This window comes from Mesorhizobium terrae, from assembly GCF_008727715.1.
GTDB classification, from domain to species: domain Bacteria; phylum Pseudomonadota; class Alphaproteobacteria; order Rhizobiales; family Rhizobiaceae; genus Mesorhizobium; species Mesorhizobium terrae.
Window position 1 is genome coordinate 5,155,091 of the sequence record NZ_CP044218.1, and the last position, 17,664, is coordinate 5,172,754.

Annotated in this window: 15 protein-coding genes; 10 read left to right on the forward strand and 5 right to left on the reverse strand. The window is 63.0% G+C overall.

All coding sequences use genetic code 11. From position 1 onward, the window contains the following. Positions 1-36: 36 nt before the first annotated feature. Positions 37-288 carry a DUF2188 domain-containing protein gene (locus tag FZF13_RS25980; RefSeq protein WP_024926609.1) on the forward strand — a complete coding sequence of 84 codons (252 nt, stop codon included), beginning with the start codon at positions 37-39 and terminating at the stop codon, positions 286-288. Between the two features lie 34 nt (positions 289-322). Here the strand turns inward: FZF13_RS25980 and FZF13_RS25985 are convergent, their stop codons facing one another. Together FZF13_RS25985 and wrbA are read right to left on the reverse strand one after the other, a co-directional pair. After that, a complete protein-coding gene (locus FZF13_RS25985) occupies positions 323-1,303 on the reverse strand; it encodes an alpha/beta fold hydrolase (protein ID WP_024926610.1) in 981 nt (326 codons plus the stop codon). 380 nt (positions 1,304-1,683) lie between these two features. Continuing rightward, positions 1,684-2,283, reverse strand: coding sequence for an NAD(P)H:quinone oxidoreductase type IV (gene wrbA / locus FZF13_RS25990; protein ID WP_024926611.1), 600 nt, complete (start codon positions 2,281-2,283; stop codon positions 1,684-1,686). A gap of 179 nt (positions 2,284-2,462) precedes the next feature. Between wrbA and FZF13_RS25995 the strand changes: the two genes are divergently transcribed. The 5 genes from FZF13_RS25995 (at position 2,463) to FZF13_RS26015 (ending at position 6,376) form a co-directional block, all read left to right on the forward strand. Beyond that, positions 2,463-3,203 (forward strand): competence/damage-inducible protein A, encoded by a 741-nt coding sequence (locus FZF13_RS25995; RefSeq protein ID WP_024926612.1) that lies wholly within the window; start codon positions 2,463-2,465, stop codon positions 3,201-3,203. 111 nt (positions 3,204-3,314) lie between these two features. Continuing rightward, positions 3,315-4,145 (forward strand): universal stress protein, encoded by an 831-nt coding sequence (locus tag FZF13_RS26000; RefSeq protein ID WP_024926613.1) that lies wholly within the window; start codon positions 3,315-3,317, stop codon positions 4,143-4,145. 175 nt (positions 4,146-4,320) lie between these two features. Continuing rightward, entirely contained in the window at positions 4,321-4,818 is a 498-nt protein-coding gene (gpt, locus tag FZF13_RS26005) for a xanthine phosphoribosyltransferase (protein ID WP_024926614.1), read from the forward strand. A 263-nt stretch (positions 4,819-5,081) separates the two neighbouring features. Then, entirely contained in the window at positions 5,082-5,573 is a 492-nt protein-coding gene (locus tag FZF13_RS26010; RefSeq protein WP_024926615.1) for an NUDIX hydrolase, read from the forward strand. 119 nt (positions 5,574-5,692) lie between these two features. Further along, positions 5,693-6,376, forward strand: coding sequence for an aspartyl/asparaginyl beta-hydroxylase domain-containing protein (locus FZF13_RS26015; protein WP_244434274.1), 684 nt, complete (start codon positions 5,693-5,695; stop codon positions 6,374-6,376). Between the two features lie 20 nt (positions 6,377-6,396). On the opposite strand, the gene FZF13_RS26020 is transcribed toward FZF13_RS26015, so the two are convergent. Further along, positions 6,397-6,777 carry a hypothetical protein gene (locus tag FZF13_RS26020; RefSeq protein WP_024926617.1) on the reverse strand — a complete coding sequence of 127 codons (381 nt, stop codon included), beginning with the start codon at positions 6,775-6,777 and terminating at the stop codon, positions 6,397-6,399. A gap of 684 nt (positions 6,778-7,461) precedes the next feature. On the opposite strand from FZF13_RS26020, the gene FZF13_RS26025 reads away from it, so the two are divergent. Continuing rightward, positions 7,462-11,268, forward strand: a complete 3,807-nt coding sequence (locus tag FZF13_RS26025; RefSeq protein WP_024926618.1) for a vitamin B12-dependent ribonucleotide reductase — start codon at positions 7,462-7,464, stop codon at positions 11,266-11,268. Positions 11,269-12,523: 1,255 nt separating this feature from the next. Next, entirely contained in the window at positions 12,524-13,972 is a 1,449-nt protein-coding gene (locus tag FZF13_RS26030; RefSeq protein WP_024926619.1) for an aromatic amino acid lyase, read from the forward strand. A 43-nt stretch (positions 13,973-14,015) separates the two neighbouring features. On the opposite strand, the gene FZF13_RS26035 is transcribed toward FZF13_RS26030, so the two are convergent. Beyond that, positions 14,016-14,549: a hypothetical protein gene (locus FZF13_RS26035; RefSeq protein WP_161782567.1), complete on the reverse strand. Its 534-nt coding sequence runs from the start codon at positions 14,547-14,549 to the stop codon at positions 14,016-14,018. 223 nt (positions 14,550-14,772) lie between these two features. On the opposite strand from FZF13_RS26035, the gene FZF13_RS26040 reads away from it, so the two are divergent. Further along, a complete protein-coding gene (locus tag FZF13_RS26040) occupies positions 14,773-15,015 on the forward strand; it encodes a hypothetical protein (protein WP_024926620.1) in 243 nt (80 codons plus the stop codon). Positions 15,016-15,168: 153 nt separating this feature from the next. Continuing rightward, a complete protein-coding gene (locus FZF13_RS26045) occupies positions 15,169-15,441 on the forward strand; it encodes a hypothetical protein (protein ID WP_024926621.1) in 273 nt (90 codons plus the stop codon). A 1,267-nt stretch (positions 15,442-16,708) separates the two neighbouring features. Here FZF13_RS26045 and yghU read toward each other — a convergent pair. Continuing rightward, complete coding sequence (yghU, locus tag FZF13_RS26050) at positions 16,709-17,584, reverse strand: glutathione-dependent disulfide-bond oxidoreductase (RefSeq protein WP_024923716.1); 876 nt, start codon at positions 17,582-17,584, stop codon at positions 16,709-16,711. Between the last annotated feature and the right edge of the window lie 80 nt (positions 17,585-17,664).

Consider the following 17,664-nt stretch of genomic DNA (forward strand, 5'->3'; position numbering starts at 1 on the left):
TGGCTTTCGATCGCGGCCAACTGACCGGAGGTTTTCATGACGAAGCTGACCTACAAGATCGTCGAGCATGACGGCGGCTGGGCCTACAAGGTTGGCGGCACCTATTCCGAGACGTTCCCGAGCCATTCCGACGCGTTGCAGGCCGCCCAGATCGCCTCCTCGGAACAGCAGATTGCCGGCCAGACCGACGGCATCGAATATGAGGATGCCACTGGCAAATGGCATTCGGAACTGGCCGACGGACGTGACCGGCCGCAGACGGAAGTGCAGGACGACAGCAACGCCTGACGACGGATGCGCCTGATCGACCGGCCGGGACCGGTCAGGCCGCCGCGCGACCGGCGAATGCGCGCTCGGCAATGCGGCGAATGAAGGCAGCAACCTGGTCGGGGCCGACGAATTGCGGCATGTGGCCAAGCCCTTCGGCGATCTCCAGATCCAGCCCCGCGATCTTCTCCTTGACCGGCGTGCCCTGCACTTCGAGCCTGATGATCGGATCGACGCCACCGAACAGAAGGCCGGTCGGCACCTTGATCTCATTGTAGCGCTCCGACAGGCGCGGCAGGTCCATCTCGATGACTGCGAAATCGGTGGCGCTGGCGTAATAGTGGCTGGGCCGCAGCCCGATATAGCCGCCATTGTCGGTCATGTAGTTCTTCGGCGCCGGATGCGGCGCGAAGATCAACCCCATCGTCTTCATGCCGTATTTCAGCCCGGCGGGCGCCGAGACGGTGTGCGCGAGGATAAACCGCTTCAGCGGCGAGGAGACGAACAACGCCTTGAATTCCGGCCTGAGCTCGACCTCCTTGTGGGTGAGCGCTGACAGAAGCACGAGACCGGAAATCGCCTCGGGATGTTCGACGGCGATGGCGAGTGCCACCGATCCGCCCAGCGAATGGCCAACGATGACGGGCTTCTCCAGACCAAGCTGTTCCATGAAGGCGCAGACGATGTCGGCCTGCTCCGGCAGGCGCCCGGTCGAGCCCCTGGCGCGCGTCGAATAGCCCGAGCCCGGCCGGTCGAGCGCGATCAGCCGGTAGCCAGGTCCGAACACCTTGAACAGCGGATCGGTGAAATGGTGCAGCTGGGCGCCGAGGCCGTGCAGGAACACGATGGGCGGCCCCTCGCCCATATCGACATAGTGGATGCGGTTGCCCTTCACCTCGATGAACTTGCCCGCCGGCGGCATGGTGCGTTCGACCCAGGCAACGATGCGCTGCGTCTTGAACACGAAGTAGCCGACGACGGCCACGGCGGCCAAGATGATAGCGGCGAGCAGCCAGAGAAGAACCGTGAGCAACATCAGCAGCCTCTAATCCACACGATCCGCATATCGGCGTGTCCGCCGGCTCCGTGTCAAGGCAAGCCATGTTGCGTGGCTAAGAGAATGGGAAATGGATGGCGACAAGGTAAATACAGCCACGGTGCCGATCGCGGCGAGGCAGCGCGATTGATGCCCCAATGCGGCCCAAAGACAAAAATCCGGACCGTTTCCAGTCCGGATTTCCGGCAAGCTCGTTACCCCACCCGAAGCCCCGGAGCCCGCGGCCGCACGCTAGCGGAGGACACGCCTCAAGGGCATACGGCAAATGACGTATATTAAGGCCCGCCGCTCCGGTATTTTCAAAGCGGAACGGGCGGCCCTTGCGGACCGCCCGTCGCAAGCCACCGGCCGTGAGACGCTCAGCCGTGCAGCTTGTTGGCGATTTCGGCGACGCGCTTGCCCTGGAAATGCGCACCTTCCAGTTCCTGCGCCGAAGGCTGGCGCGAACCGTCGCCGTCGGAGGTGGTGGTCATGCCGTAGGGCGCGCCACCGCGCACCACGTCGATGCCCATCTGGCCCTGATAGGCATAGGACAGCGGCACGATCACCATGCCCTGGTGCTGCATGAAGACCTGCGCGTTGATCAGGGCGAGCTCGCCGCCGCCATGCTGGGTCGCGGTCGAGACCATGACCGAGCCGACCTTGTTGAGCAGCGCACCCTGGGCCCAGAGCGGGCCGGTCTGGTCGAGGAAATTCTTCATCTGCGCCGCCATGGTACCATAACGCGTGGCGGTGCCCAAAATGATGGCATCGTAATTGGCGAGTTCCAGCGGGTCGGCGACCGGCGCGTCCTGGTCGAGCTTGTAGAAGGCGGCCTTGGCAACGTCTTCGGGCACCAGCTCGGGCACGCGCTTCACCGTCACCTCGGCGCCGCCCTCGCGCGCGCCCTCGGCAGCGGCCCGCGCCATCTGCTCCATATGCCCCCAGCTCGAATAATAAAGGACCAGGACCTTCGCCATGCAGTGTCTCCTTGATGATGGATTGTCGGGACTGGAAGCGTCCCGCCGCGCGGCAAAATAGGGCCCTGATCGTTCACCGGAAGACTGCAATGCCGATACGCACTGTTCACTGTTTCAGGAGCATTGCCCGCATCCGTGCGGCGCGGTATTCGACTGCGTCCCTGCCCTCGGAGCCAGCCATGCCAGATATCGTCACTGCCGCCATGATCGTCATCGGCGACGAAATCCTGTCCGGCCGCACCAAGGACAAGAACATCGGCCATCTGGCCGACATGATGACGGCGATCGGCATCGACCTGAAGGAAGTGCGCGTCGTGCCGGACGAGGAGGACGAGATCGCCGCCGCCGTCAACGCGCTGCGCGCCCGCTACACCTATGTGTTCACCACCGGCGGCATCGGCCCGACCCATGACGACATCACCGCCGATTCCGTTTCCAAGGCTTTTGGGGTGCCTTGCGAATACGACGCCAAGGCGCTGACGCTGCTCGCCGCCAGCTATGAGAAGCGCGGCATCGAATTCAACGACGCGCGCAAGCGCATGGCCCGCATGCCGCGCGGCGCCGAGCATATCGACAATCCCGTCTCGGTCGCGCCTGGCTTCCGCATTGGCAACGTCCATGTCATGGCCGGCGTGCCGTCGATCTTCCAGGCGATGCTGGACAATGTCATGCCGACGCTGAAGACCGGCACCAAGCTGCTTTCCGCCACCGTGCAATGCCCGTTTGGCGAAGGCCGCATCGGCGAACCGCTGGCGGCGATCCAGAAGGCGCATCCCGACACCATCATCGGCTCCTATCCGAAATATGCCGACGGGTCGTTCTGGACGGAACTGGTGGTGCGCGCCCGCTCGGCCGAAGCGCTGGAAGCCGCGCGCGCCGAGGTCGAAGCCATGGTCGCCGGGCTCGTCGCCGAGGGCTGACGGGCGGAACCTGTCCCAATCCTCCACGTTTTATCATTATCCGAGATGTCGCTGTTATGCCGCCGCGGTGGCGGCTACAGTGCGATCAGAGAATGCAGGCAGGAGGGTTTGATGACGTTCAAGACCATCGTCGCCATCGTTCAGAATGAGCAGGATGCCGAGCGGGTGCTCGACGGCGCCATCGCGCTTGCCTCCCGCTTCGGCGCCCATGTCATCGGCGTGCATGCCGAGGCGCTGCCGATGCCCTATACATCCGCGACAGGTTTTCCAGACACCGAGTTCCTGCAGGTCTCGGCCGACCTCAACAAGGAACGCTCGGCCAAGCTGAAGGCGATCTTCCAGAAGCGCCTGCAGCCCTCCGGCCTCTCCTTCGAATGGCGTGCGCAGGAGACTTTCTCCGGCGACAGCGCGCTGTCCAGCCTGTCCAGCGTGCGCGCCGCCGACCTGGTGGTGGCGGCGCAGCGCGACGCCGGCGGCGATTCCAACGCTGATATCGGTTCGCTGATCTACGACGCCGGACGCCCGGTGCTGGTGGTGCCGCATGCGGGGCCGGCGGCCGCCAGTTTCCGCCATGTCATGCTGGCCTGGAACGGCAGTCGCGAGGCGGCGCGCGCCGCCTTCGACGCCCTGCCCTTCATGATCGGGGCCGAGAAGGTCGAAATCTTCGTGGTCGACCCCGGCGAGGATGGCGACGAGGACGATGCGGGCGGCGCCGGCATCGCGGCGGCACTGTCGCGCCATGGCGTCAAGGCTTCCGTGGCAATCCGCCAGTCCAAGGGCGGCACGATCGAGGATGCCGTGCAAAACCGCCTGGTCGAGACCGGCGCCGACATGATCGTCGTCGGCGCCTACAGCCATTCCTGGCTGCACCGGCTGCTTTATGGCGGCGTGACGCGTACGGTGCTGCGCTCCTCCCCGGTCACCGCCTTCCTGTCGCGCTGAAACGGCTGGCCCCCGCGGGTTGTTGAAGACGATGAACGGCCGAGGGTGGTGGATATCCTCGGCCCGGACCGAAGGACAATTCCGCAAGCCCTTGCCAAGCACGCGGCTTTCCGGCTAATTCCGCCCGCATTCCTTGATTTCTGCGCGCGGTCGGCGCGCTTGCGGAGTGCGAGCCATGTCCCTTCCCGAAAAGGCCTTTCCCGTTTCCTGGGACCAGTTCCACCGCGACGCGCGCGCGCTTGCCTGGCGGCTGTCCGGCGTCAACGGGCAATGGAAGGCGATCGTCTGCATCACGCGCGGCGGGCTGGTGCCGGCGGCGATCATTTCGCGCGAACTCGGCATCCGCATCATCGAGACGGTGTGCGTCGCCTCCTACCACGACTACACCTCGCAGGGTCAGATGCAGGTGCTGAAGCACATCGAGCCCTCGCTGCTGGCCGACGAAGGCGTCGGCATCCTGATCATCGACGACCTCACCGACACCGGCAAAACCGCCGGCGTGGTGCGCGCCATGATGCCGAAGGCGCATTTCGCCACCGTCTATGCCAAGCCGAAAGGCCGGCCGCTGGTCGACACCTTCGTCACCGAGGTCAGCCAGGACACCTGGATCTATTTCCCCTGGGACATGGGCTTCACCTACCAGAAGCCGATCGCCGACGACCACGCCGGCTGACCGGCACCGACGACCCCGATCTTCGAAAATTGTCCGGTTTCGGGTTCGGGCTCGAATCAGCGCTTGCGCGCGCCTGTCGAAACGCAATGCGAAAGCGGCCGGCAAGGCATCCGCATCTGTTTTTCCGCCAGCATTTCACAACTTTTTCCAGATTTCGGGCGGTTTCCGGAAACATCTGTGAAGTTTTTACTTTTGTTTCGGAAAATAGCGCCCATATTTCGTGAAACAGCGAAGAAGTTTCGATTTCTTGCGGCGATTTTCGAATGTTGAACGGGCCCCTCTCTCAAGACCATATCACCGAACGTGTGCGCAAGCTGTTCGGCAAGGCGCCGTTGCGCCTGCAGGTGGCGGCCCTGCCCTGGCGGCAGAATGACGGGACGCTGGAAGTGATGCTGATCACCAGCCGCGACACCGGCCGCTGGGTGCTGCCGAAGGGCTGGCCGGAAGCGCGCGAGCCGCTCTGCGAGGCGGCAGCCCGCGAGGCCGGCGAGGAAGCCGGGCTGACCGGCAAGGTCTCGACCATCGAGGCCGGACGTTATTTTTATGCCAAGGCGCTTTCCACGGGCCAGCAGGTGCCGTGCGAGGTGCTGGTCTTCCCGCTGCTTGTCGACACCATCGCCGACAAGTGGAAGGAGTGCCATCAGCGCGAACGCAAATGGGTCACCCCGGCGCAGGCCACACGCATGGTCAACGAACCCGACCTCGGCCAGATCATCGCCTATTTCGGCACCGACCCGCAGCGCTTCGCCGCCTGATTGCATCGCGACAGCCGCCTGCGACCTGCCGTTGATCGCGGCTGGCGTCCCATGTGCTGAGGGAACCACTTCACGCCTGCGGAGTTTATCGTCGTCCTTGTCTCGGATGGGAGATGGCGGTGTCCTTCTACGACAGTGCATCGGGCCTGGTGCGGCGCATCTACGAACGCCGGATCGACGCACCTCCCATCCTCGACGCCGCCACCGAATTCCCCGACGCTCAAAAATTCACCGCCGAATGGCAGGCGATCCGCGACGAGGCGCTGGCGGTGCGCATCGACAAGGTGCCGCGTTTCCATGAGATCATGCCCGAACAGGCCGACATCTCGGCCAATGACGGGCTCGACTGGCGCATGTTCGTGCTCAAGGCCTATGACGTCGCCGTGCCGGAGAATGTCGCCCGCATGCCGGTGCTGGCCCGCATCCTCGGCGAATGCCCCGAAGTGAAGTCGGCTGCGATCTCGTTCCTCGCGCCCCACAAGCACATACCGCGCCATCGCGGCCCGTTCCGCGGCATCATGCGTTTCCATCTCGGCCTGCAGATCCCGAGCCTGCCCGACGGACGGCCGGCGACGATCATGATGATCGACGACGAGGAACACCGCATCTCGGATGGCGAATGCATGTTGTGGGACGACACCTATCCGCATGAGGTGATGAACCTGTCGGACAAGCCGCGTGTCGCGCTTCTTCTCGACGTATGGCGTCCGCACATGCCGGTCGACATGGAAATGCTGTCGCGCGCCATCGTGGGCGCGGTGCAGCTAGGCATGCGATATCGCGGCGTTTCCTACTCCGCCTGAAGCCAACCTTACAACCGGGACTAAGCGACCTTGTCCGGCGTCGCGCGCTTTGGCGCGGCATCCTGCGATGAAGCGCTTTTGCCGGACCATTCGCGAATCAATTTCAGCGCAGCCGGCTTCAGCGGCTTCCATTCCAGTTCGCCGCCCTCGCGCAATTCGTCGTCCCATTGCTGGGAAAGGGCAGCGTCCTCGAGGCCGGTTTCCGTTCCGTCCTCGGCCAGCGGCCATTGTGTCTGCGTGGAGCCGGGAACAAGCAGGCCGCCCATCGGCGCCGGCGCATAGTCGCAAATCGCCGGGTCGCAGCATTCGTCGACAAGCGCGGCAAGCAACACCAAGGAAGGGGCGACAAAAAACCCGACGACTTCGCAGTCGACGGACTTGCGGACAAAATAGGCCTTCAACTGTCACCCCAATGTGTGACGGCTGCCACTCTCAGCCATATTCCCCCGCGCCTCTTTTACGCACGCGTACGAAACACGCAAGCCGTCAGCGACAAATTCCTGACAAGGCCCGTCGTTAGCCGGGCGGTTTTCTCCCCATTATCCACATATGTGACACACAATATGTTGGGGTCACAAAATCTACAAAAACGAATCCTTGACGGGTCGGGGCGAGTCGACTTTTATAAGCCATGCGCTCGTGTTTCGGGCGCGGCCGGAAAGTTTCGAGGCCGGTCTTTTTCCCAGGATCTTGTGCGTTTTCGCTCGTATTCCGCCTTACCCACCAGGCCGGCGGAGGCGTGACGTTTGCCGGGCGGGAAGCACCGAAAAGGAGACTTTTACGGCTGGAATAAATGACCTGTTAACACTATATTTAGTGTTTGCAGCCATGATCAGCCCTAGATAATGTGAATTTCCCTCCAGTGAGGGAATCGAGATTTTTTCGAATTTGAGGGACCCGCGCGGGTCCGTCGACAGGCTGAACAGGGTTTCGCAAGAGGCTTCAGGCAGCAAGGCGGCGACAGGGCGCGGAGAGGAACCCCGGCTGTTGCGAGGCGGCCGGAGAGCTGGGACGTGCGCTTTTCGAAAGGGATCGGGAAATCTCCCGCGAAAAGCGCTATATATAGATGAAAAGGGACCACGACGATGCGCATCGAGCGGCGTTTCACCAAGCAGGGACAATCGGCCTATGCGGAGATCGAATTCCGCAAGGCGCTTTCGGAAATCAAGAACCCCGACGGCTCCGTGGTGTTCCGCCTCGACGGCATTGACGTGCCCTCGCAGTTCTCCCAGGTCGCGGCCGACATTCTGGCGCAGAAGTATTTCCGCAAGGCCGGCGTGCCCGCGCGCCTGAAGAAGGTCGAGGAAAACGACGTTCCTTCCTTCCTGTGGCGCTCCATCGCCGACGAGGCCGAACTCGAAAAGCTGCCGGAAAGCGAGCGCTACGGTTCCGAGCGCGACGCCCGCCAGGTCTTCGACCGTCTTGCCGGCACCTGGACCTATTGGGGCTGGAAGGGCGGCTATTTCGCTTCGGAGGAAGATGCCTCCGCCTTCCGTGACGAACTCGCCTATATGCTCGCCACCCAGCGCGTGGCGCCGAATTCGCCGCAGTGGTTCAACACCGGCCTGCACTGGGCCTACGGCATCGATGGCCCCGGCCAGGGCCACTATTATGTCGACCCCTTCACCGGCAAGCTGACCAAGTCGAAGTCGGCCTACGAACACCCGCAGCCGCATGCCTGCTTCATCCAGTCCGTCGGCGACGACCTCGTCAACGAGGGCGGCATCATGGACCTGTGGGTGCGCGAGGCGCGCCTGTTCAAATACGGCTCGGGCACCGGCTCGAACTTCTCCTATCTGCGTGGCGAGGGCGAAAAGCTGTCGGGCGGCGGCAAGTCGTCGGGCCTGATGTCCTTCCTCAAGATCGGCGACCGCGCCGCCGGCGCCATCAAGTCGGGCGGCACCACGCGCCGCGCCGCCAAGATGGTCATCGTCGACGCCGACCATCCCGATATCGAGGCCTTCATCGACTGGAAGGTCAAGGAAGAGCAGAAGGTGGCCTCGCTGGTCGCCGGTTCCAAGATCGTCAAGAAGCACCTCGACGCGATCATGCGCGCCTGCGTCAACTGCGAAGGCCAGGATGACGACTGCTTCGATCCCGCCGTCAACACGGCGCTGAAGCGCGAGATCAAGGCCGCCAAGAAGAACGCCGTGCCGGAGAACTACATCCAGCGCGTCATCCAGTTCGCGCGCCAGGGCTACACCGCGCTCGACTTCAAGACCTATGACACCGACTGGGATTCGGAGGCCTACCTCACCGTCTCCGGCCAGAACTCGAACAATTCCGTCTCGCTGAAGGACGACTTCCTGCGCGCCGTCGAGCAGGACAGCGACTGGCACCTGACCGCCCGCAAGGACGGCAAGGTCCTGAAGACGCTGAAGGCCCGCGATCTCTGGGAGAAGATCGGCTACGCTGCCTGGGCTTCGGCCGATCCCGGCCTGCACTTCAACACCACGATGAACGACTGGCACACCTGCGCTTCGGCCGGCGCCATCCGCGCCTCGAACCCGTGCTCGGAATACATGTTCCTCGACGACACGGCCTGCAATCTCGCCTCGATCAACCTTCTGCCCTACCGCAGGGCTGACAGCTCGATCGACATCGAGGCCTATGAGCACACCGCCCGCCTGTGGACCATCGTGCTCGAAATCTCGGTGATGATGGCGCAGTTCCCGTCCAAGGAGATCGCCAAGCTTTCCTACGAATACCGCACGCTCGGCCTCGGCTACGCCAATATCGGCGGCCTGCTGATGACCTCCGGCATTCCCTATGACTCGGCCGAAGGCCGCGCCATCTGCGCAGCGCTGACCGCCATCATGACCGGCGTCGCCTATGCCACCTCCGCCGAAATGGCCCGCGAGCTCGGCGCCTTCCCGGACTATGACCGCAACGCCGTCAACATGCTGCGCGTCATGCGCAACCACCGCCGCGCCGCCTATGGCGACAAGGCCGGCTACGAGAAGCTGGCGGTCGACCCGGTGCCGCTGGTCCATGCCGACCTGAAGCAGGTCGAGCTCGGCCAGCACGCCAAGGCCGCCTGGGACCACGCCATCGAGCTCGGCGAGGAGCACGGCTACCGCAACGCACAGGCAACCGTGATCGCGCCCACCGGCACGATCGGCCTGGTCATGGATTGCGACACCACCGGCATCGAGCCCGATTTCGCGCTGGTGAAGTTCAAGAAACTGGCCGGCGGCGGCTATTTCAAGATCATCAACGCCGCTGTTCCGGAAGCGCTGCGCACGCTCGGCTATTCCGAAAGCCAGATCGCCGAGATCGACGCCTATGCCGTCGGCCATGGCAATCTCAACCAGGCGCCCGGCATCAACCCGTCGACGCTGAAGGCCAAGGGCTTCACCGACGCCAAGATCGAGGCCGTCAACGCCGCGCTGAAGAGCGCCTTCGACATCAAGTTCGTCTTCAACCAGTGGACGCTCGGCGCCGACTGGGTGAAGGAAACCTTCGGCTTCACCGACGAGCAGCTCGGCGACTTCTCCTTCGAGATGCTGCCGGCGCTGGGCTTCTCCCGGAAGGAGATCGAGGCCGCCAACGTCCATGTCTGCGGTGCGATGACGCTGGAAGGCGCGCCCTTCCTGAAGACCGAGCATTATGCGGTGTTCGACTGCGCCAATCCCTGCGGCAAGATCGGCAAGCGCTATCTGTCGGTGGAAAGCCACATCCGCATGATGGCCGCCGCCCAGCCCTTCATCTCGGGCGCCATCTCCAAGACCATCAACATGCCGAACGAGGCGACCGTCGAGGACGCCAAGAGCGCCTACATGCTGTCGTGGAAGCTGGCATTGAAGGCGAACGCCCTCTACCGCGACGGCTCCAAGCTGTCGCAGCCGCTCAACGCCTCGCTGATCGCCGATGACGACGAGGACGAGGACGACGCCGTCGAGGCGCTGATCGCCGCCCCCGCCGCCGCCAAGGCGGTGCAGGTGACGGAGAAGATCGTCGAGCGCGTCATCGAACGCCTCTACCGCGACCGCGAGAAGCTGCCGAACCGCCGCAAGGGCTACACCCAGAAGGCGGTCGTCGGCGGCCACAAGGTTTATCTGCGCACCGGCGAGTTCGACGACGGTCGCCTCGGCGAGATCTTCATCGACATGCACAAGGAAGGTGCCGCCTTCCGCGCCATGATGAACAACTTCGCCATCGCGATTTCGCTCGGCCTGCAATATGGCGTGCCGCTGGACGAATATGTCGAGGCCTTCACCTTCACCAAGTTCGAGCCGGCCGGCATGGTCGTCGGCAACGACGCCATCAAGAACGCCACCTCGATCCTCGACTATGTGTTCCGCGAGCTCGCCGTCTCCTATCTGTCGCGGCACGACCTCGCCCATGTCGACCAGTCGGACCTCGACAAGACCTCGCTGGGCAAGGGCATCACCGAAGGCAAGACGACCCCCTTCTCCAAGGGTCTCTATCGTGGCGCCTCGCCGGTGAAGCTGGTGTCGGGCATGGGGGCAGCCGAACCCAAGGGTTTTGCCGGCCAGAGCCCGGCCGCCCCTGCCCGCGCGGCACCCACCGCCTTCTCCGGCTCCAACGTGCTGGCGCTGGCGACGGCTTCCGCCACGGCTCTGCGCCCCTCGGCCGATGAATCGACCGCCTACAAGCGCGACTATGAAGAGCGCGCCAAGGAACTGGCCGAAGACATCGCCGTCGAGGAAAGCGCCGACCAGGCATCCGACACCACCTCGGCGCTGTTCACCGACGCCGCCGCCAGGGAGGCAGCCGACGCCAAGAAGCTCGCCGCCGACCGCCGCGCCAAGTCGCTGCTGCAAGGCTACACCGGCAACTCCTGCTCGGAGTGCCAGAACTTCACCATGGTGCGCAACGGCACCTGCGAGAAGTGCGACACGTGCGGCGCGACGAGCGGGTGCTCGTGATAAGCATTTGAAATCAGAGAGTTAGTGAATCGGCCCGGTCGCAAGATCGGGCCGAAAGTGCAAAAGAGAACAAAACAGGAAACCACATAACGATGTCTTTATGTGACGTCACTTCAAACACCAAAGCCGACCCAGATGGATCGGCTTTGGATACCGCAATCAGCTAAGCCGCTGCGGGGCGAAAGAGTTCGACACTCCTCCTGTGACAAGGTGACTATACGGAGAGTCGGATTTCAGAGTCGATGCGGTTCATCAGCATCAATGGAGAATTCGATGCTAAATTTTGGAACGTCTGCATATCTCAAGTTACTCGCACTAAACCCCAAACCTCGAGACTCGGTGATCCGCAAGCGCCTCGCGGGCGGAAGTGGAGGCTATGATTTCCACAAGGCCATGCGCCGCATCGCAGTGGGTAACGCTTGCGGAAGACTCTCTCAGTCCCAAGTCCAAGCTGAACTCAGCCGAATTCAACGACTTCCTGAACGGAAAGCTGCAACCGCAGCTACCGAGTATCTACCTAAATGCTTGGGTGGCATTGGCGTTAGAGAGTTGCGGAACACCGACCAAACGGCCCAAAGCCCATTAGGGTACTTTACCGTGCGCTTCTCACCAGACTTCGAGATGGAACATGATGGCAAAGTTGTGCACGTGCATATCTGGAACACAGCCAAGCCTCCTTTAAACCTACGAGAAGCCATTGGCACAATGGGTTTGTTTGGCCGTGAAGGTGCCTCGCATACTCTGGGTATACTCTCGCTCAGAACGGGAGAACTATTTGTGCTTCAAGACGTCACGAGTGCTCGGCAGCTTGCAGCGCTCCTGGCTAACGATATTGAACGGCGGATTGACCGAATTCGAGACGAATTGGATCGCCCTAGCACCGAAGACCGGCGGGAAAAGCGAACGTCTTAACCCTCCCAACATTCCCCATCCGTCGCATTCAGCAGCATCTTCTCCCACAGCGGAGAAGATGCTGCTGGCGTCATTGTCGTCACTGTTAGCGTAAGACGCGAAAGCCGTGCTTTCGTCATCCTAGGGTGGAGCCGAGCATGGCGAAGCGCAAGCCCTAGGATGACGAAGTGGCCGCGCGGACAAGCCATTCCCGGTGCCGCGCCTAAGGACACAACTCCGATCTTGGCGAACGCAGCATCGCCGAACCAGCCCTTGGCACATCCCTAAACCCCGCTCGGCACCCTTGACGCCGCGCCCACCGCACTTCTTCCATCACTGGGTCAAGCACAGCGGGGAAGCAGCGATGACGGTCACCATCACCTCCAGGAACGATATCAATCTCGACACCGTGCAACGTGTCGCCTGGCAGAACGAGCCGGTGACGTTGAGCGCGGCGGCCCTTGCCGAGATCGCCCGCTGCCGCGCCGCTTTCCTCAGCCTCATCGACACCGACCCGTCGCTCGTCATCTATGGCGTGACCACCGCAATGGGCGAGTTGGCCCACACGCGGCTTTCGATCGAGGAACGCGAGCGCCATGCCCGCATAAAAGCCTTCGCCGCCGCGACATCCTTCGGCGATCCCTTCCCCGAACGCGTCGTGCGGGCGATGGTGTTGGCGCGGCTGGCGAATTTCGTCGAGGGCCACGCGGCCACCACGCCGCGCATCGCGCTTGCCGTCGCCGAAATGCTCGACGGCCGGCCGATGCCCAGCGTTGCCTCGTCCGGCCAGGGCGGGGCCGGCGAAATCCTCGCGCTCTACCCCCTGTTCGCAGCACTCACCGGAAGCCTCGACCTCGAAGTCAAGGAACGCGGATCGCTGATCAACGGCTCGCCCTGCGCGGCCGCGCTCGTCGCCGACGCGGCACTTGCCGCCCGGCGACGCCTGCGGCGCGCCGAACAGGTTTTCGCGCTCTCCATCGAGGCGTTCCGGGCGCCGCTCGAACATTATGACGCCGCCCTTGAAACGCTGTGGGGCGACGAGCATGAGGCGGCGGCGCTGAGCGGCCTGCGCCATCTGCTGGAAGGCGGCACCGGCGACCGGCGCAACTACCAGGCGCCGGTCTCCTTCCGCATTGTGCCCCGTGTGCTCGGCCAAGCCTACCGCGCCTTGGCGACTGCCGAGCGCGCCGCGACGATCTCGCTGCGCTCGGCCTCCGACAATCCGCTCTTCATTCCGCCCGACGAGACACATCCCTACGGCCGCTGCATCAGCACCGGCGGCTACCACAATGCCATGGCGGCGCCCGCCATGGACGATCTTGCGGCGATCTGGGCTGATCTTTGCCTGCTGTGCGACCGCCATGGATCGAAGCTGCTCAACGGCGCCGTCTCCCATTTGCCCAATCTCCTGATGGTCGACCGGCACCCGAGCGACAGCGACGGGCATGGCGCGCTCGGCTATGTGCCGATGGCCTCGACAGGCTATCTCGAACAGGCGAAGCTCGCGGCCCAGACCACCTTCATCCCCGGCACGGAATCGGCGGGCTCGGGTCAGGACGACGTTGCGACCACGGCCTTCATCGCCTGGGCGAAGGAGGAAAAAGCCGGCCGCTGCCTCGATGCCTGCATGGCTGCATTCTCCGTCATCGCCTCGCAGGCCTTCCACGCCACCCGGCGCAACGCCCCGCCCCGGCTCGCCCCGTTCATCGACGAAGTGCGCTCCATCGTGCCGCCGGTTGATGAAGACAGGGTGCTCGGCCCGGAGCTGGAGCGGCTTTCGCGACACTTCACCGAGCAGACGTTCAAGGCCTAGGCGAAGAAGTCAAAGCGAGGGCGGATATAGGCTACAGAACCGCCTACTGTTTGAAAACACTGGGCACGCGAATGTAAGAATTCTGTTGTGAGTACTCTGTTTTCGGAACTCCCACTCCCAACGTCACAGCACCCGGTATGAGTTTTCCTTTTGGTCCGAATTGGTATTCTATCGCAGAACAAAGGTGGGCAAGATCAAAGTATGAAAACTGACGCAACGAAGATTCAGCTTCAAACGCAGCAGAATTACCTTCATTGACAGTAATATTTGACCAATTCGACAAATATTCTTTCAATAGCTTTTTGTTGAAGGTTGATCCTTTGCACCACGCACCTTCCATGCGCGCCAGCAGCGAATTCCGAAAGGCCGTTGATGGCGCGTCTTTCAGGTCGGCAGTGTATTTTTTCAGCGGGTAGTTTAGTGCGGGATCATTGACCATCGACTTCCGCCAAAACCTTGGAATCTCATCAGCGCTCGCAACGCTGGCGATTGCAGCCAAGGCAAGCACAACTGCCGCCAGACCAGCTTTCCGTTTCAAACAGCGATGAGACATAGAATACCCTCTTGCTGTGACCATCGCACACCCGACCAGAGCTAACAACGGCTGCTGCGCGCATTAGCCTCGTGGGGCATTTTCACAGGAAAACCCTGCGAATGACTTCGACGCAGCGACCTTAGCGACACACTCGCTTACGCCTGGCCGCCCGGCCCCTCCTCCGCCGGGCGTTGACCATCCTTCAGCCGTTTCCCGGCTTTGGCAGGCTACGATACCCGCCATCCTTGTCATCGGGTTCTCGTCCATGGTCTCCTCGATCTCCTCCACCCCTCCCCGCCCGCCGCTCTCGGCATCGCCGTCGGGGCAACAGACCGAAGCCGCGCTCAGGCGGCAGATTGCGGCAAAGGAAGCCGAAATCCAGGCCACCACCAACAAGGCCCAGGCCGCCCGGCTGGCCGAAGAAGTGGCCGCCCTGAAAACAAGACTGGAAATTTTGCAGCAGAAGAAGGAAACGGCACGGACCGGCGGCGGCCCCGCCCAACGCTGACCGTCGCGGGACCCGGTCCAGCGATCATTTGCGGACGCCGGGCGTCTGTAGCCGGCCACGTATCGCCGGTTCTGTGCAAGCCGATCCTTACGCGCTAAACTGCCGGCAACCCTGGGGGCAATACCCGGGTGAAGCACAGTCGGGCACCAGATCATGCGGGCTCCGCTCATCGTCATGCTTCTATTGCTGGCCGGTTGCGACGACCGCCCGGGCGAATGGTCGGCGATCGTCTATCCAAACCGCGCCGACCGCACGAAATTCGACGTCACGCCGCGCTTCAAGACCGCCGAATACTGCAAGGAAGCAGCGATCGAACGCATGAACACGCTTAAGCTAAACGGCAGCGGCGACTACGAATGCGGCTATAAATGCGACACCTCCGGCGATCCCCACAAAATGAACCGCTGCGTGGAAACCCGCAAATAATGGGCGGGTGAGCCGAGACGGCCAATCGGGGCGGAAGCGGAAAAGCCCGGCGAGGCCGGTTCCCAAGAGTTGGTTAGGCTCTGGCGTGACGCCAGTCGACAGGTTCTTCATGTCCGATCGTTCTGGGCGGCAGCTGACATTTGGCTCCGAACCGTGGGCGACACCGTCAACGTTCCGGCATGGATTCCCGACACGCTCCAGTCGCTTCGCTCCTTCACGCGGTTGGGAATGACGAGAGGCGTGGATGGTCTCGCCAATTGTCCGTGCCCGGCTTTGCATCAGGGGCGCTGCGAACGACAGCGATCCCTAAAACCGTTGGTGTGAACAACGGCGGTCATCGAAACCGACGCGAACGACAACTACTCTCAAAACCGTTGGCGATTGACGAAAGCGCTCAAGGACATTCGTCATTCCCGACCGCGTGAGCGAGGAACGAGCGGAGCGTGTCGGGAATCCATGCCGGAACGCTGACGCGCCCGCGCGGTGCAGGATGTGGATTGGATGCGTGGAGGAAGGCGTAGGTCGAAAGAAAGAACCTTGTCCGTTCAATCCCTTGCCGCAAACCACGCGAAAAATCGTTCGCGGATTTATCCACGCCCTCGCGACACACGCCACAATCGGCCCGTCGCCCTCACGGGAACCTGGTGCGCACCGGGTATCAGGGAGGGCGCCGGTGCCGGACTGGCAGCGCTACGGTGGCGCTGTCTGGTGACGAGCCCTAAGTCCGGGCCCTGGAAAAACCCGGCCGCCGCGAATGGCGGCTTTGAGGCCCGAAGTCTGCCGTCGCGAATGACGGCGAGGTCGGTCCGGGGCAAGAACACTGGCGGGGCGCCCGGAAGGCGCCACGTACTGTTTGCTAAGAGGCACCGACCCGGCGCCCCGCTTCCCACCTCCCGCAAGGGAGCATTTCTTGACAATGGCCAGGGCGGATTTCCGCAGCGTGGCGATGAAGAAGTGTATCAACGCGTCATCGCGTCGACGCGACTGCGCCACCGCCGTCATTCCGGCCGAGCGCAGCGAGAGCCGGAACCCATTGGCCGCCCGTCGTCGGGCACGGCTCGGTCCTCGTCCTGGACCGCCCAGCAGCCGAACCGACGCCGCATATTTCACAGCTGTCCGTGCGAACTCAGGACCCGGCCGTGCTGCTCAATGGGTTCCGGGTCGGCGCTCGGCTTCGCCTCGCTGGCCCGGAATGACGAACGCGTGGGAGATGCCGCCTCGTCACATCCCTCTGACAGCCAGTAACAGGCTAAAGGGCGGCAAGCCCCTACCCGACGGTCTCCAGCTTGTCCTGCGTCCTCGTCTCGAAATCGCTGGCATCGTGGCGTTCGCGCAGCTGGCCGGCCGGATCGCCCGAGACGCGGTTGACCATGCGCCCGCGCTTGACCGCGGCCCGAGCATAAATCTGGTCGGCCCAGCGCAGCACGTTTTTGTATTCGTGCACCGACAGGAACTCGGCCGCACCGTAGTTCCAGCCCTTCACCATGCCGCCATACCAGGGCCAGATCGCCATGTCGGCGATGGTGTATTCGGAACCGGCGACATAGTCGCTCTCGGCCAGCCTGCGGTCGAGCACGTCGAGCTGGCGCTTGGTCTCCATCGCGTAGCGATCGATGGCGTATTCGATCTTTTCCGGCGCATAGGCATAGAAATGGCCGAAGCCGCCGCCGAGGAACGGCGTCGAGCCCATCTGCCAGAACAGCCAGGACAGAGCTTCGGCGCGCGCCGGCTGTGCTGTGGGCAGGAAGGCGCCGAATTTTTCGGCCAGATACATCAGGATCGCGCCGGATTCGAACACACGCACCGGCTTGTCGCCGCTCCGGTCCATCAGCGCCGGGATCTTGGAGTTCGGATTGACGTCGACGAAGCCGGAGCCGAACTGGTCGCCCTCGTTGATGCGGATCAGCCAGGCGTCGTATTCGGCGCCCTTGTGGCCGAGCGCCAGCAACTCCTCCAGCATGATGGTGACCTTCTGGCCGTTAGGCGTGCCCAGCGAATAAAGCTGCAGCGGGTGCTTGCCGACCGGCAGGTCCTTGTCGTGAGTGGCGCCGGCGATCGGCCGGTTTATGGAAGCGAAGGCGCCGCCATTGGCCTTGTCCCAGGTCCAGACTTTCGGCGGCGTGTATTGCGGGGTGTCGGTCATATTGGGCTCCAGAGGCGCGGTTGGCACGAGGATAGGCGATCGTCCCTTGATGACATAGGTCGCCAATACCGTGGCCGCCA

Excerpts from the sequence above, each read along its gene's own strand:
- FZF13_RS25980 (WP_024926609.1), top strand. The coding sequence starts at position 37 with ATGACGAAGCTGACCTACAAGATCGTCGAGCATGACGGCGGCTGGGCC.
- FZF13_RS25985 (WP_024926610.1), bottom strand. The coding sequence starts at position 1,303 with ATGTTGCTCACGGTTCTTCTCTGGCTGCTCGCCGCTATCATCTTGGCC.
- wrbA (WP_024926611.1), bottom strand. The coding sequence starts at position 2,283 with ATGGCGAAGGTCCTGGTCCTTTATTATTCGAGCTGGGGGCATATGGAG.
- FZF13_RS25995 (WP_024926612.1), top strand. The coding sequence starts at position 2,463 with ATGCCAGATATCGTCACTGCCGCCATGATCGTCATCGGCGACGAAATC.
- FZF13_RS26000 (WP_024926613.1), top strand. The coding sequence starts at position 3,315 with ATGACGTTCAAGACCATCGTCGCCATCGTTCAGAATGAGCAGGATGCC.
- gpt (WP_024926614.1), top strand. The coding sequence starts at position 4,321 with ATGTCCCTTCCCGAAAAGGCCTTTCCCGTTTCCTGGGACCAGTTCCAC.
- FZF13_RS26010 (WP_024926615.1), top strand. The coding sequence starts at position 5,082 with ATGTTGAACGGGCCCCTCTCTCAAGACCATATCACCGAACGTGTGCGC.
- FZF13_RS26025 (WP_024926618.1), top strand. The coding sequence starts at position 7,462 with ATGCGCATCGAGCGGCGTTTCACCAAGCAGGGACAATCGGCCTATGCG.
- FZF13_RS26030 (WP_024926619.1), top strand. The coding sequence starts at position 12,524 with ATGACGGTCACCATCACCTCCAGGAACGATATCAATCTCGACACCGTG.
- FZF13_RS26035 (WP_161782567.1), bottom strand. The coding sequence starts at position 14,549 with ATGGTCACAGCAAGAGGGTATTCTATGTCTCATCGCTGTTTGAAACGG.
- FZF13_RS26040 (WP_024926620.1), top strand. The coding sequence starts at position 14,773 with ATGGTCTCCTCGATCTCCTCCACCCCTCCCCGCCCGCCGCTCTCGGCA.
- FZF13_RS26045 (WP_024926621.1), top strand. The coding sequence starts at position 15,169 with ATGCGGGCTCCGCTCATCGTCATGCTTCTATTGCTGGCCGGTTGCGAC.
- yghU (WP_024923716.1), bottom strand. The coding sequence starts at position 17,584 with ATGACCGACACCCCGCAATACACGCCGCCGAAAGTCTGGACCTGGGAC.